Annotated in this window: 10 protein-coding genes; 6 read left to right on the top strand and 4 right to left on the bottom strand. The window is 65.6% G+C overall.

Annotated features, from left to right (window positions below; translation table 11 throughout):
- The first annotated feature begins 206 nt into the window (after positions 1-206).
- Both ASF80_RS08105 and ASF80_RS08100 read left to right on the top strand, forming a co-directional pair.
- A complete protein-coding gene (locus ASF80_RS08105; protein ID WP_200934750.1) occupies positions 207-983 on the top strand; it encodes an ABC transporter ATP-binding protein in 777 nt (258 codons plus the stop codon).
- Positions 980-1714, top strand: coding sequence for an ABC transporter permease (locus ASF80_RS08100; RefSeq protein ID WP_056309655.1), 735 nt, complete (start codon positions 980-982; stop codon positions 1712-1714). The genes ASF80_RS08105 and ASF80_RS08100 overlap by 4 nt, the downstream gene beginning before the upstream one ends.
- 14 nt (positions 1715-1728) lie before the next feature.
- Here the strand turns inward: ASF80_RS08100 and hrpB are convergent, their stop codons facing one another.
- The 3 genes from hrpB to ASF80_RS08085 all read right to left on the bottom strand — a co-directional run bounded on the left by hrpB (position 1729) and on the right by ASF80_RS08085 (position 6528).
- On the bottom strand, positions 1729-4281 hold the full coding sequence (gene hrpB / locus ASF80_RS08095) for an ATP-dependent helicase HrpB (RefSeq protein WP_056309653.1): 2553 nt from the start codon (positions 4279-4281) through the stop codon (positions 1729-1731).
- An 89-nt stretch (positions 4282-4370) separates the two neighbouring features.
- On the bottom strand, positions 4371-5975 hold the full coding sequence (locus ASF80_RS08090; RefSeq protein ID WP_056309651.1) for an SPFH domain-containing protein: 1605 nt from the start codon (positions 5973-5975) through the stop codon (positions 4371-4373).
- 124 nt (positions 5976-6099) lie between these two features.
- Positions 6100-6528, bottom strand: coding sequence for a MarR family winged helix-turn-helix transcriptional regulator (locus tag ASF80_RS08085; protein ID WP_056309649.1), 429 nt, complete (start codon positions 6526-6528; stop codon positions 6100-6102).
- Between the two features lie 443 nt (positions 6529-6971).
- Between ASF80_RS08085 and ASF80_RS18710 the strand changes: the two genes are divergently transcribed.
- From ASF80_RS18710 to ASF80_RS08075, 3 genes are read left to right on the top strand one after another with little or no spacing between them, the layout of a single operon-like run.
- Positions 6972-7712, top strand: coding sequence for a TnsA-like heteromeric transposase endonuclease subunit (locus ASF80_RS18710; protein WP_082488230.1), 741 nt, complete (start codon positions 6972-6974; stop codon positions 7710-7712).
- Positions 7709-9706 carry a Mu transposase C-terminal domain-containing protein gene (locus ASF80_RS08080; RefSeq protein ID WP_082488229.1) on the top strand — a complete coding sequence of 666 codons (1998 nt, stop codon included), beginning with the start codon at positions 7709-7711 and terminating at the stop codon, positions 9704-9706. The genes ASF80_RS18710 and ASF80_RS08080 overlap by 4 nt, the downstream gene beginning before the upstream one ends.
- On the top strand, positions 9706-10719 hold the full coding sequence (locus tag ASF80_RS08075) for an ATP-binding protein (protein ID WP_056309643.1): 1014 nt from the start codon (positions 9706-9708) through the stop codon (positions 10717-10719). The genes ASF80_RS08080 and ASF80_RS08075 overlap by 1 nt, the downstream gene beginning before the upstream one ends.
- A 1493-nt stretch (positions 10720-12212) precedes the next feature.
- On the opposite strand, the gene ASF80_RS08070 is transcribed toward ASF80_RS08075, so the two are convergent.
- Complete coding sequence (locus tag ASF80_RS08070) at positions 12213-12845, bottom strand: TetR/AcrR family transcriptional regulator (protein WP_082488228.1); 633 nt, start codon at positions 12843-12845, stop codon at positions 12213-12215.
- A gap of 148 nt (positions 12846-12993) precedes the next feature.
- Here ASF80_RS08070 and ASF80_RS08065 point away from each other — a divergent pair, with 148 nt between their 5' ends.
- Positions 12994-15036 (top strand): hypothetical protein, encoded by a 2043-nt coding sequence (locus ASF80_RS08065; protein ID WP_157521003.1) that lies wholly within the window; start codon positions 12994-12996, stop codon positions 15034-15036.
- Positions 15037-15212: the final 176 nt, after the last annotated feature.

Genomic DNA, 15212 nt, shown 5'->3' with positions numbered 1-15212 from the left:
GCACAACTTCGGATGCCGAGGGGTGGCGCGCCGTGACTTCCCGGGCACAACTTCGGATGCCGACGGCGACACCCCGGCCGTTGGGTGGTCACTCCGGCGAGTCCCGTGGCCGGCTCCGAAGCTGTGCCCGCAAGGAACTGTGAAGGCCGCGCTCGAGCGCTCGAAACCCGTTGACCTCGTCCGTCGGCGGGCGCATAATTCATCACATGATGAATAAATCGGCGGTCGAGGTCTCGGGACTCCGCGTGCGCAGGGGCAAGACCGCAGTGTTCGACGGGATCGATCTGACGATCCCGCAGGGCGAGATCACCGGGCTCCTCGGCCCGTCCGGGTGCGGCAAGACCACGCTGATGCGCTCGATCGTGGGGGTGCAGCGCATCGCCGACGGCACGGTGACGGTGCTGGGGGAGCCCGGCGGATCACGGCAGCTGCGTCACAGGGTGGCCTACGGCACGCAGGGCGCTGCCGTATACGGCGACCTCACCGTGCGTCAGAATCTCTCGTATCTCGCGTCCGTCCTCCACGCGCCGAAGGGTGATGTCGACCGGGTGATCGATGAGGTGGGTCTCGGCGCACAGGCCGGTCAGCTCGTCGAATCGCTGAGTGGTGGCCAGACCACGCGGATCTCGCTGGCGATGGCCCTCATCGGCACGCCGGAGCTCATCGTGCTGGATGAGCCGACGGTCGGCCTCGATCCGGTGCTGCGGGTCGAGCTCTGGGAGCTGTTCCGAGGGCTCGCCGAGCGCGGAGTGACGATGATCGTGTCGAGCCACGTGATGGACGAGGCGCTGAGGTGCGACCGGCTGCTGCTGATGCGCAGCGGACGGATCATCGCCGACACGAACCCGGCGGCGCTGCTCGCCGACACCGGCACAGCCGACCCCGATGCGGCGTTCCTCGCCCTGATCGAACGCGACAGCCGTGAGCACGAGGGCCATGCACCGCCCGCCACACGGCGCGAGCGACGGGGGACGGCGCAATGAACGACCGACGGATGCTCGCGACCGCCGCACGGGTACTCGGCCAGCTGCGCCACGACCCACGCTCGATCGCTCTGATGCTCATCGCCCCGAGCCTGCTCGTGGGTCTCTTCGCCTGGTTGTTCAGCGACCAGGACGGAGTTTTCGATCAGTTCGGCGGTGCAATCCTCGCGCTGTTCCCCTTCATCGTGATGTTCCTGATCACGTCGATCACGACTCTGCGAGAGCGGCGTTCGGGCACGCTCGAGCGGCTGATGACGACGCCTCTCGGCAAGGCCGACTTCATCCTCGGGTACGCCCTGGCATTCGGCCTCATGGCGCTGCTGCAGGCCGTGATCACCGTGTCGTTCGCGGTCGGAGTGTGCGGTCTCGACGTCGAGGGCGAACTGTGGCAGCTCGGACTCGTCGCGGTGGTCGACGCGCTTCTCGGCACGGCGCTCGGCCTGCTCGCGAGCGCGTTCGCCCAGACCGAGTTCCAGGCCGTGCAGTTCATGCCCCTGCTGGTCTTCCCGCAGATCATCCTCGGCGGGCTCTTCATGCCGCGCGACCAGATGCCCGACGTGCTGCACGCGATCTCGGACTGGCTGCCTCTGAGCTACGCGATCGACACGATCAACGCAGTGACCGCAGGCGACGACGGGTGGGACGTCTACGGACCGCTGCTGGTGGTCGTCGCGTTCGGGGTCGGCGCGCTCGTGCTCGCGTCGCTGACTCTGCGGCGCCGTACCCCCTGAGGCTCGACTGTCACTCAGCGCGCGGAGCGGTTCTTGGTGTGCCTGGTCGGCACCGCGGCCCAGGGGTCCTCCGGCCACGGATGCTTCGGGTAGCGCCCGCGCATCTCGGCGCGCACCTGGGAGTACGGGCCCGACCAGAACGACGCGAGGTCGTCGGTCACCGCGAGCGGTCGCCGTGCGGGGGACAGCAGATGGAACAGCACCGGCACCCGTCCGTCGACCAGCCGCGGCGTCTCGGCCCAACCGAAGCACTCCTGCAGCTTCACGGCGACGACAGGGCGCGCGGTCGCATCATCGTGCGGCGGGTAGTCGATGCGGATGCGGGAACCGGTGGGCACCTCCAGCCGGTCAGGGACGAGCTCGTCGAGCCGTGCGGCCTCGGGCCAGGGGAGCAGCCGGCGAAGAGCCGACGCCAGATCCAGGCGGCTCACGGGCGCGCCACCCGCGAGGGCGTCGAGCTCCGGCGCGAGCCAGGCATCGAGGGCCTCGATCAGCCCGGCATCCGACACGTCGGGCCAGGGATCGCCGATCTCGCGTCGAAGCAGAGCCAGACGGCGGCGCAGGGCGTCTGCGCCCTCGGACCACGACAACATGCCGAGTCCGCCTCGTCGGATCGCGCGGCGCACGGCATCGCGACCCTCCTGGGCCGATGCGCGCACCGGCGCCGAGGAGCGCAGGATCGCACCGATGCGGCGTTCGCGACGAGCCTGGACCCGACCGCCGGTGAACTCCGCTTCGACGCGGTCGGTCATGAGATGACTCGCGGCGCGCTCGATCTGCGCCTCGGTGAGCACGGCCGCGGAGCGGATGATCGCGCCGGATCCCGCTGCCGCACGGGCCGAGGCGCGGGCGACGTCGGCGACGGCGAGCCACTCGACCGCCGCGAGCGGACCGCGCACGCCTGCACGGGTGCCGGATGCGAGCAGGAAAGTCGCGCCCTCGGAGGTGCGCTCGACGCGGTGGGCGATGCGCTCGGGGAAGGCGAGAGCGATCACGAGGCCGACCCCGTCGAGATCCGAGCGGACCCCCGGCGCGGGGCGGACCATGCGCTCGAGGCGATCGGCGTCGCTGCGCCATCGGCGGGCGTCCGGAGACCGACCGCCACGAAGGGCGATGATCGACTGGGCGACGTCGGCCTCGGCGATACGCAGGTCGCCACCCAAGAGCGCGACGACCTCGGCCGCGAGCCGCGCCCCGACCGCCGGACTGCCGTCGCGGAGAGCGCGGGCGAGTCGGGGGTCGGTCGGGATGCGCGCCAGGATGCGCCCCTCCGCGGTGACTCGACCCTCGTCGTCGATCGCGCCGAGCCCCTGGAGCACGGCGAGCGCATCGGCCAGGTTCGGGGCGGGCAGCGGGTCGATCATCCGCAGGCCGGCGCCGCCGGAGGCACCCCAGCAGGCGAGCAATAGAGCGGCATCCGCGAGGTCTGTCACCGCGATCTCGGGGGCCGGACGCACAGGAGCGGCCGCATAGGTGCGCTCGTCGACGCAGCGGATCACGGTGCCGGGGCCCTGGCGGGTGGCGCGCCCCGCACGCTGCACGCACGACGAGCGGGAGGCGGCGGTGGTCACCAGACCCGTCATGCCGCGTGCGGCGTCGCGCTGCGGATGCCTGGACAGGCAGCTGTCCACGACCAAGCGCACGCCCGGCACGGTGAGAGATGACTCGGCGAGCGACGTCGTGACGATGATGCGCGGCGCGGCGTCCGGTGCGCGGCCGCGGATCACGGCATCCTGCTCTGCCGCGGGGATCTGTCCGTGCAGCTCGCGCACATCGAACGCGTCGCTCGTGCTGCGGAGGCGACGGGCGATCTCGGAGACCTCGCGGGCACCCGGAGCGAAGACCAGCGCGTCGGCCCGAGGATCTTCTCGGGTGACCTCCCTGGCGGCGGATGCCGTGGTCGCGGCGATGTGATCGAGGAAACCCCAGGTGACCCCGCGCTCATCGAGTCGCGGCCCGGGGCTCGGCGCCCAGCGTTCCGTGAGCGGGAAGGCGGGGACATCGTGGTCGATGATCGGTGCGGGAAGGTCGTCGGTGCCGAGGACGGCCGAGATGCGAGGCGCGTCGAGGGTGGCGGACATGGCGATGACCGTCAGGTCGTCCCGCAGCTCACGGACCTCCGAGAGCAGGCCGATCAGAAGGTCGGTCTCGAGTGCCCGCTCGTGCACCTCGTCGATGATCACGGCGCTCACGCCGTCGAGCCCTGGATCATCGAGCATCCGCCGCAGGAGCACGCCGGCCGTGACGAACTCGATCAAGGTCTCGGGTCCTGCGGAGCGCTCGCCGCGGACGGTGAAGCCCACGCGGGTGCCGAGTGGGGTGCGGTCGAGGTGGGCGAGTCGCCGGGCGGCCGCGCGGGCGGCGACACGGCGGGGCTGAGTGACGATCACGCGACCGGTCGACCTCGATGCGACGAGCGGCGGCACGAGCGTGGTCTTGCCCGTGCCCGGCGGCGCGCTCACCACCACGGACGCACTCGTATCGAGCGCTGCGGAGAGGTCGTCGAGAGCGTCCGCGAACGAGAGCCCGGCGCCGATGGCGGCGAGGTCGAAGGCGGGGGTGGTCACCCCTCCAGTCTGCCCGTTCTCGATGAGCCCGGAGACGACGGATGCCGCGACCGATCCGGCCGCGGCATCCGCTGTGTGCTGTGTGCTGACTACTCCGCTGCGGGAGCCGGCGGTGCCGGCGGCGGCGGGGTGGTCGGGGCCGACCTGCGTGTCGGTGCGCCGGCCGGGGCGGATGCCGCGGCCACGCCCTCGCCGATTCCCCGGCCCACGGCCTGACCCTGGATGATCGACGCGAGGTCGAGCCCGGTCGCCGCGCTGACGCTGTCGAACACTGACTTCAGTGCCTTCGCGCTGTCGGCGCCGACGACGCTCGACGCACCGTCTTCGCCCGAACCTCCGATGATCGAGACGCTGCCGATCGCGGCGTAGCCCTTCGAGAACTCGGCCATGATCGACGGCAGGGTGTCGAGAACGCGCTGCGACAGGAACGCATCCTGGTTCGACGCGATGGCCTTCGCCTCGGCCTCGACGGCTGCGGCTCGCGCCTCACCCTCGGCGCGGATGGCGTCGGCCTCGGCGTTCGCCCGCAGACGACGAGCCTCGGACTCCGCCTCGGCCTGGGCGCGCAGGGCGTCGGCCTCACCGGTCGCACGGGCGATCGCGGCTGCGGCCTCACCGTCGGCCTTGGCCTTGTCGGCCTGTGCCTGCTGCTCGGCGATGCGGGTGCGGGCCTCGGCCTGCTTGACCTGCTCGATCGCGCCGGCCTCGGCAGCACGCTCACGCGTGTAGAGCTCGGCCTGGGCGCGGGTCTCTGCCTCGTACCGCTGGGCGTCGGCGACGCGCTTGACGTCGGCGTCGAGCTGAGCCTGGCGGTTCTCGGCCTGCTGCTGCAGAACGGCCTGCTGAGCCTGCTCGCGGGCGAGGTTCTCGGCCTGCTCTGCCTCGGCGCGCGCGCGGCCGATGCCGGCGTTGGAGTTCGCCGTGTTGGTGTCGAGCGCAGTCTGCTCGATCAGGTTGGCTTCCTGGTTGGCGATGTTCTTCTGGTTGATCGCACGGTCGGCGTTGGTCTGCGAGATCTCCGCCGACTGACGCTTCGCCTGGATCTCGGGAGCACCGAGCGACTGGATGTAGCCGACCTTGTCGGTGATGCCCTTGATCTGGAACGAGTCCAGGATCAGACCCTGCTCGGCGAGCTCCTGCGAGACGTCGGCGGCGATCTGGTCGGAGAACTTCTTGCGCTCGCGCATGAGCTCGACGACCGAGAGCGTCGCGACGATGCCGCGGAGCGCACCTTCGAGCTGCTCGGTGGTGAACTGCTCGATGGCCTTGTCCTGCGAGGCGAAACGCTCGGCGGCGCGGCGCACGAGGATGGGGTCGGAGCCGATCTTCACGATCGCGACGCCGTCGACGTTGAGCGTGACGCTGTCGAGCGACTGGGCCTCGGCGTTGAGCGAGACCTGGCGCGAGCGCAGCGAGATGATCTCGTGGCGCTGCGTGATGGGGTTCACCAGCGACTTGCCGTTCACGATGACCGTGACGGGCGACTCCGACATCTCGTCTCTGGTCGAGCCGTCCGCTCCGATGACAGCGCGTGCCACCTTCTGCTTGCGTCCCGAGATGACGAGCGCCTCATCGGCGCGCGCGACCTTGATCCAGCTGCGTGCGAACAGCAGCAGGATGAGCAGGACGACGACGGCGACGACGACTGCGATTCCGACGATGACGAGGATGCCGACGATTCCGGCGATCTCCATGGATGACCTCCCTGGTTCCCCCCGAGGGGGCGGTCTTGGATGCCGGCGCGGCCGCGCGGGCGTTCACGCTCCACCCTGCCAGAAATCGAGGGAGGCCGTCGGGGCCGTGGTGCGGAGGGAAAGGTCAGCGAGCCCGGAGCTTCTCGGCCAGGTCGCGGAGCGTCTGCAGCTCGGCGTCGTCGAGGCGCGACATCCGCTCGGCGATCGATCGACCGTGCACGGTCGCGATGCTGCGGAACGCCTTGGCGCCGGCATCCGTCGCCCTGATCAGTGCGCCGCGTCCGTCATCGGGGTCGGGGCACTTCGAGACGAGGTCGCGGGAGACCATGCGGTCGATCAGTCGCGAGACACTCGGCTGGCTGATGAGCATGTTCGCGGTCACGTCGCGCAGTCGCGCGGACATTCCGGGGGAGCGGGTGACGGTGAGCAGCACGTCGTACTCGGCCTGGCCGAGATCCGTGTCCTCGAAGTCCGCGTTCATCTCGGTGAACAGCTCGTGCTGCGCGCGGAACAGGCTCTCCCAGGCCTCGAGGGCGAGCTTGCGATCGGTCATGGGAACAGCGTACTGGCAACAGTAAAGGGCCGGTCGGAGAGGCTCCCGACCGGCCCTTGTCCCTTGCACCAAGAGTGTCCTGCAATCACATGCGGTGTATGCCACAGCAAACATTCACCGTGCGATCACTCTATAACGGCGAGGTAACGAATGCAACGGTTTGGTCACGAAAATGTTCGGGGTCCGTGATCGGTGTCCCTTCTCATCGCGGTTGGCACAGTCTCGCCCGGTTGGCACAGATTCTCGCGGACGCAGCACAGTCTCACTCGCTTGGCACTGTTGGGGCGTGTCGCAGCCCGAGAACCCCGTCGAGTCGTATGTTTCTCGCGGGTGGACTCATTTAATCTCTTACCTCGCCGCCAGGGGAGGCAGGGGCGGGTTCCATCTGACTCGTCTTACGCCGCCGGACGAACACTCCTTGTTGTTCGTCGATTGGTCGCGTCATGCTGCTTTCCCTTTCCTGGCCACTCTCAGAAACTCAAACCGCGCGTCTGCCCCAGCGAGTCGAATATCAACTTCGGGATGATCGGCTCGAGGTCGATGTTGCAGACGCATGCGATGTTCCGTTCGAAACCTGCGAACCAGTACGGGCGTTTCCGACCTGGCCGGGCAAGCGCCACTACTCCGGACTGTTCTTCATGGACAGTGTGCGAAGGCACATCGGATTCGAATCACTCGCCGAGCGTTCGTTCCTGGCCGAGTTAGACCGGACGCCAGGTGTGGTGGGGGTGGCTAGCCAGCCGATGTGGGTTCACTGGGCTCGGGACGATCGTCCTCCCCATGCCCCGGACTATTTCGTACGTTGCGACGATGGGAGCGGCGTCGTCGTCGACGTCAAACCTCTGAGCCGGATCGATGGCCGTGCTCGAGAGCAGTTTGATCGCACGGCTCAAATGTGTCGAGAGGTCGGCTGGCGATACGTCGTGTTCTCTGAGGATTCCCGCGTACGTGAGTCCAATCTTAGGTTTCTGATGCGGTATCGGCACGCCCCGTGGGCGACGGACGAGTCGGCGCGGCGACTCCGCGGCTTCATAGGCACACTGGATGACGCCGTTTCCTTGCTGGGCGGCACGCCCGAAGCCTTCGGACAGTGCTACTCGCTCGTCTGGCGAGGAACACTCGCAGCCGACCTAGCGCAGCCACTGGCGCTGACAACCACGCTTAGCTGGGAGGACGGTCGATGAAGATCAGAGCAGGCGAACGGATCACCTGGCGCGGAGCCGCATACAACGTCATTGCCGTCCAAGCTCTTGCAGTCACCCTTCGGGACGACAACGGCGATGAGATGGAAGTAGACACAGATGAACTCAGCAGGACTGCTGAACATCAGACGTCAGCGTTGGGCGGGTGGAGGCCGGCTCCTGATACCGACGAGTACGAGGGCGACGAAGAACTCCGGTTGTGGTGCGAAGCTCTTGACCGGCTCGAGGTGGCCGCTCGGTCCCACGGCACGCTTAGCGGCGCGGTCAGCCGAGAGGCGGAACGACTCACTGGTGAACTCGGCAAGCCAGTCTCCGCGCGGACTGTCTGGCGGAAAATGAGAGTGCTTCACGAGCAAGGGCCCGGCGGGCTCATCACTCGTGGTGGTCCGCCAACGCGGAGACGGAATAGCTCGATCGACGCTCGTGTGATCGAGGCTCTTAACGCAGTCCTTGCGAGCCGCGCACGGGCCTCGACCGTCACGAAGGGTGCGGTTATGGATCAGGTAGCCGTCCGCGTCCGGCGCCAGCATGGAACCGACGTCAAGATGCCGAGTCGCGCCACGTTCTACCGCCTGCTGAGTACTGAAGAACGGGGACGGCATTCGTTCGGCTCGGCAAAGACTCGGGAATCGTTGTCGCTAAGCCCCGACGAGGTCTTCGGTCGTCGCTCGATATTGCGCCCCGGTGAACATGTGCAGATTGACAGCACGGTACTCGACGTAATGGTCCGGATTGATGCGAGCCAGGTGGCACGGCCCGAGCTCACCATCATGGTCGATGTCGCAACGCGATCCATCCTCTCCGCCGTGCTCAGGCCTGTCGGAACCAAGAGCATGGATCTCGTCGTTGTCCTCGCCCGAGCCCTAGTGCCGTACGGGCGCAGACCGGAGGGGGCAAGGGAAACCCGCCGACTCATCTCCACGGCTTGGGCAGGCGCAACGCTCACGGGCCAAGAGAAGTACGAGCGCCTTCGCCTCGAACAGCCATTCATCTTCCCAGAGACCATCACGACCGACAACGGTCGCGCCTACTTGTCGACACACTTCCGCGCGGTGTGCCAACGTCTCGGTATCTCGCTCAATACATCTGCCCCGTATACGCCAACCGACAAAGCGCACGTCGAGCGAACTTTCGGCTCCGTTGCCTCCCTCTTCCTTCAATACGCGAAGGGGTATGTCGGTCGGAGCGTGGAGTATCGCGGACGGGACGCTGGGACCCGCTCTGACGAACTGTTAACGATTGCGCAGATGCAGGAGCTTCTCGAGGATTGGATCGCCGTGCATTGGCAGACTCGCGCCCACGATGGACTGCGGGATCCTCTAGAGCCGACGCTCATCCTGTCGCCCAATGAAATGTGTCGGGCGTATCGCCAAATCGCACCCGAGCTTCACATTCCGCTCAACCGTGACGATTTCATAGCTCTCCTGCCCACGGTCCAAAGACGCATCAACAGATATGGCGTGACGATAGATCATCGCGTCTACGACTCCAAACGGCTCAGCGACTACCGTCAGCGTCAGTCTCCCGTTCGGAGTAAGCAAGGCAAATGGTCGATCCGAGTGGATCCCTACAACCTGCACGTCGTCTGGCTCGATGATGGTGGCGAGTTTGTCCCCCTGCGTTGGGCAAACGATGTCCATGAGACACCAATGCTGGGAGAAGTCTGGCGGCAAGCGCGGTTCCAACGAAGGGCACACGGTGCTCCACATGCGGAGGACACTGCACCCCTGGTGGCCGCGATGCGTGACTTCGCAGCCACTGGGAACCGCACGAAACGCTCTAACGCTGCTGTTCGTGCGAAGGTCGTCGCTGCTGATCCGATGAACCTTCTGAAGGTCGAGCCTGCGCCGGATGAGCTTTCCGAGTTTGATGACGTCGACGAGGCTGCTGAAGACTCGGCCTGGCCTAGCAGCGGCGGGTTCGAGTTGACCAGTGACGAGATGGACGGCGTTCGGTCGAGACTAGAGGACAAGTGATGGAAGAGAACAGTCTGCGCGACATCGGAACTAAAGAAGGCTGGCGCGAGTATGTCGACGCAAACTACGTCCGCCCCGCACAAATCGATCGAGACGAACTTCGGCGCCTATCTCAAGAGGAGCGTGAGCACTACAACGATGAGCGTGCCCGCTACTCACAGGCGGGTGCGTTTGTTAGGACTCCGCAGTTCACCGAAGTTCAGCGCGCCGTGTTGGAGCGAGTGATGCTGAACAAACATAAACAGGTCGGCCAACTAGGAGTCATCGTCTCCGGGCAGCCGGCCCAGGGCAAGACGACGACTCTGCTTGAGATAGGCAAGGAGCACGAGCGCAGAAGAAGAAAGACCGGGCACCCTGCGGCCAAGGAACACCGTATCCCCGTGGCTTACGTCGCCGTGCCCGCGCAGTGCTCCGCGAAGGCGCTGTTGCAGGAGTTCGCGCGCTTCTATGGTCTTCCGGTCAAGCCCCGTATGACGTACGGCGGGATTCTTGAAATGGTTGCGAACGCAATGAGGCATGCGGGAACCGAGTTGGTGCTGGTGGACGATGTCCACCATCTTGATCTCCAGGCTTCGAGGAAGAACGTCGAAGCCTCCGACATGCTCAAACAGCTGTCCGAGCGCTGTGGCGGCACGTTCGTCTTCGCGGGTATCGAAGTCGAGGCAACCGGTCTACTCTCCGGGACTCGAGAGGGACAGATGCGCAAACGGTTCCTGCTACAGACGGCAGGCCCGTACGGAATCGATACGAGGGCCCAACAAACCGAATGGGGGAATCTCCTGCTCTCTATCGAGGACTCCCTCTGCTTGATTGACCAAACGCCGGGGGCGATTCTTGGCGCGGCCCGAGACCTACACTCGCTCACCGGGGGAGAGATCGGGCTATTAAAAAATATGCTTCAGTTGACCGCGCTTCGGTCGACGCTGGATGGAACAGAAAAGATTGATAACGCCGAGTTCAGCCGTGAGGTGAAGTTGCGGCAACGGTCTAAAGCGGACGGTGGGTCGGTATGAGCTCGATCAGGAGGCTTCCTGTGTTCGTCCCCGTCTTTCCACACGAGACCGCCGATAGCTATTGGCGACGCCTTTGCGCATTCAACTGCGTCGAACCCGGTGTGGTGTGGAAGCAGCTTCAAGTGGAGCGGCCCGAACTTCCCACCGCGCCGGCTGCATACCTGGCGCCGCAAGCGATCGCTCGTCTTGGCGGTCTGCCAGCCGACGCTTTCCCGCCGCCGGTTCGAATGCACGTCGGGACAGGAGGACGTGTTCGCAGGCGAGTCGTGTCCGAAGGCGCGTCGATGTGTCGTCGTTGCGCGGCGGGACAGGAAGTCTATGTGCGAGGGATGAGCGGACCGGTCTGCGTGAAGCATCGCAGATGGCATCTTGGCGGTGCCGACGATGACATCAGCGACAGGCCACGTCACATCGCATCCCAAAGAAAGTTGAATGGCGCCATGAAATTGCGGGGCGCTGGCTACGACTCTCACACAATGACGGCAGTTCGCGAGCTCATCTTTCTCTGGGGCACGGACGACATTCGACGAGGAGCCACGGAATCGAAGATCATCTTCGAGCGCTTCCCCCTTGAAGTTGAGATTCTTGTTCGGTTGACCATGCCGGACGTCGTCCACGCTCTGCTATCTAACAAGACTCCGCCGCCGGTGCAGGCGCTCACCGTCGCGGAGATTGTCACCTCGGTGATGGAGGGGCGTCCTCAGGAGGTGCGTCACCTCGTTGCTCCGTCTTATGGATCGAAGATCCCTCGCTATGGGCGGTGGAATGAGATCGACGGATACGCAGCCTCCCTTAGGCCGCGGATATCGCGCTTGATCCCGCTTCTCATGAGACATGTCGACAGTAGATCCCCATCTGCTCAACGACTCCGCCTCCTCAACGTCACAACGTTTCGCTCACATACGCGACCTCCACAAGTAGTGGCAGAAACGCAAGAAATGCACGCCTAACCTCTCGCTCTGGTCGCCCCCTCGGGATGCGACGCCAGCCGCGTCAGTTGTTCGCGGACTGACCCCAGAGGGACTCGCCGTCTGAGCTCCCGCGGAGCGTCGAGTCTTCGACCGCTCGTTTCAGGAGCTAGATCAACCACGTTCTTCGCCTCGTAAGTTCGCCCGAGCAATTGAACCGCTCGCGCCTTCCTCGCGAAATCGCGGACCGACCCGCAAGCTGCGAGGCACATGCCGATCGAGGGAGATCCCTACTCGCGATGGCGTTCGTTCTTGGTGTCGATCCAGCTGAGCTGGTGCCGAGCGATGCCCCCAGCCTCAGCACTCTGCCGGCTGCGCAAATCGCACGTATGACCCGCCGTGCACGGTGTCGATGCCGATTCAATGGGTTCAAATCCCACTGTCACCGCCATGGAAACCCCCGAGAAGTCGGGGGTTTTTCCGTATCCGGGGGTGGGCGTGGTGCATTTTTGGTGCATGTTTCCGAAGGCGAAGACCCGGGGTGCGCGCGGTCGATCTTGCCCGCGCGGCGCCATATCAGGTCCGCTATGGCGCACCGTGGTCGGTGGTGAGGCTCGGATCGGCCGATGTCGGCGTCAAACCAAGCCGCGCCAGCAGGTAGATCATGTTCTTTCTGACGTCCACAGCGGGGTTGTACATCCATTGAGTGCGAAGGCCATCCCAGCTCGCGTAGACGAGGGCGGCGATCGCCTCCGGCTCCGCGTCGGCCGCGATTCGCCCGTCCGCCTGCAGCCCCATGACTGCATCCCGGACGATGATGCGGATCGCCTCGTAGCGGTTGCTGAAGAAGTCATGCGCGGCGTGCGACGGCTCGGTCGCTTCGCCACTCAGCCGCAGCGTGAGCTGTGCCATTCCGGGGGAAGCCGTTTCGTAGTCGATCGCGGCGAGGATGCGATCCACGAGATCCGCAGTGAAGTCGCTGTGCTCGGGATCGACCACCTCGGCGCTGCGCTCGTCCTGGTGCTCGAGTATCTGAGTGAACAGCGCATCTTTCGAGCCGAAGTAGTGAAGGAGTCCGTTCTGGCTCAGTCCGACCGCATCGCCGAGCTGGCGCACTGTCGCACCTGAGTATCCCTCACGTGCTATCACGGCGATTGCCGCGTCAAGGATCTCCGCTCGCTTTGCTCGCCCCTTTGCGTAGGGTCCTCTGGCTGCCATGTACAGAAGGATATGGCCAATCGTCGTTGCGCTGTCTAAACCCGCATGCAATGCTGGATTCGGAGAACGAGGACATCGGAATGATGCCGATGAGCACGCGATGGCGCGGCGATCCTCTCCTCTGAGATCCGCTGAAAGCGAGGAACGCGTGAACCCTTCACCCGCCGACACCCAGACCGACCAGAGATCGCTCGTGGGCGTGCCTCTCCCATTCACCATCGATGACGAGGTCTTCCGCGATCCTTTCATCGACGTCGATGAGGACCGGGCACTCCCGGTACCCCACCGCTATGTGCACGGAGGATTCCGAGACACCGACACCTACTTCTCTCTCTACCTGCCGTCTGCCGAGAATTATGAGGGTCGATTCTTCCAGCACGTCACGCCGTTCCCGCAGAGTGAGCATCTGGGCCCGACGATCCCTGTCGAGTACAACAAGATCGTGTTCGCGCACGCGAGCGGCGCCGCCTTCCTCGAGACCAATGGTGGCGGGGCGGCGTCAGCAGATCCCACCTCGGGGATCGATCGCACCATCTCCGCTTTTCGTGCCAACGCTGCCGCCGCGCAGTTCTCGCGCGCGATCGCTCGTGAGATCTATGGAGAGCATCGCGCGTTCGGCTATCTGTATGGCGGAAGTGGCGGCGGGTACCGCTCGATCGGGTCGGCCGAGAACACGGTCGGCGTCTGGGACGGCTTCGTGCCGCACGTCATCGGCAGCTCGGTGGCGATCCCCAACGTGTTCAGCGTTCGCATGCATGCTCTGCGAATCCTCCGTCATCGCCTCGCTGACATCGCCGACGCATTCGATGCTGGCGGGGACCCGGCGTCACTGGACCTGACCGAGGAGGAACGTGCAGCGTTCGATGAGGTGACGCGGATGGGCTTCCCGCTGCGTTCGTGGTTCGGGTGGAAGACGATGGATCTGCATGGGTTCAGCGCGCTCTACCCGGGTGTGATCGCTGCGGACCCCACCTACACCACGGAGTTCTGGCAGCTCGACGGATACCTCGGAGCCGACCCTGAAGCGTCGATCCACCGCGACCGAGTGCGACTCAACACGACCGTCGTCGAGTTCATCGCCGAGGAGCCCGCCGACGCCGTGGAGGTGTCTGGAGGTGTCGACGAGTCGTTCAAAGGCGCGGAGCGACAGCCGGCTCGGACGCGGGCGATCCGCCTCGCTGATCGCCCGCAGGGCTGGATCATGGGCGCTGAGCTGCGAATCGTGAGCGGCGACGCTGCAGGCCAGGTCGTGAGGCTCTCGGGCGTCGATGGCGAACTCGCGATCCTCGAGGGGTGGCAGGGCGGAGTGCCGGACGGACTCGTCCCCGGCGACGATGTGATTCTCGACAACTCGAGCTTCCTCGCTGTGCAGACGTATCACCGGCACCAGGTTCCCGGCCCGGAGTTCACGGTGTGGGATCAGTTCCGAGACGCACGCGGCGAGCCGCTGTTTCCTCAGCGCTCGTTGCTCCTGGGCCCCCTCATGAGCTCGGGAGCCACCGGGACCGAGATCACCGGAGACATTACAGGCAAGGTCATCGTCGTCGAGGCGCTGTTGGACCGAGAGGCGTTCCCCTGGCAGGCGGACTGGTATCGCGATCTGGTGCGGTCTCGCATCGGTGAGGAGGCGGCCGACAATCAGCTGCGGGTCTGGTTCATCGACAACGCGCTTCACGGGGATGTCGGACCGCAGGAGTTCCCCGGCCATACCGTTTCATACATCGGAGCCCTCGATACCGCGCTTCGACAGTTGGTCGCGTGGGTCGAACGAGGGATCGAGCCCTCGCCGACCACGTCTTACCAGGTAGTGGACGGTCAGGTGATTGTGCCGGAAGCGGCAGAGGAGCGGGGCGGAGTGCAGCCGGTCGTCACGGTGATGGTAGACGGCGGTGTGCGGACGGACGTGCGCGTCGGACAACCGGTGCGCCTGAAGATCACTGCAGAAGCGGTCGAGGGGCTCATCGTCGAAATGGTCGAGCTTTTGGCGGGAGAGGACGGCACGTCTGTGACCGAGCGGATTCTGCCGGTCGAGTCTGCACCGCGGGTCGCTGTGGAGCGGGACATCACGTTCGATGAACCGGGGACCTATTTCGTCTCGGCGAGGATCGCTGCCCAGACGGCCGGCGACCTGAGCAGCCCGCATGCACGAGTCCAGAACATCGCGCGGTCACGCGTCGTCGTGCACGGATAGCGGTCGATGTCCGGTCCGGACCCACGGTCGGCGGCGTGCCGACCGTGGGCTCCGCTCAACCCACGGGCGTCTCGGATATTGCGCAAACAATCGCTTGACGGCGAAATCGGCACGACGTACCGTTTTCATATTCCGGGCTGAGCCCGGCGTACCGGATCCCGCGATGCTGCGGCAGA

It is taken from the genome of Microbacterium sp. Leaf159, from assembly GCF_001423615.1.
Classification (GTDB): Bacteria; Actinomycetota; Actinomycetes; order Actinomycetales; family Microbacteriaceae; genus Microbacterium.
This window is presented reverse-complemented; position numbering and strand designations above follow the sequence as displayed.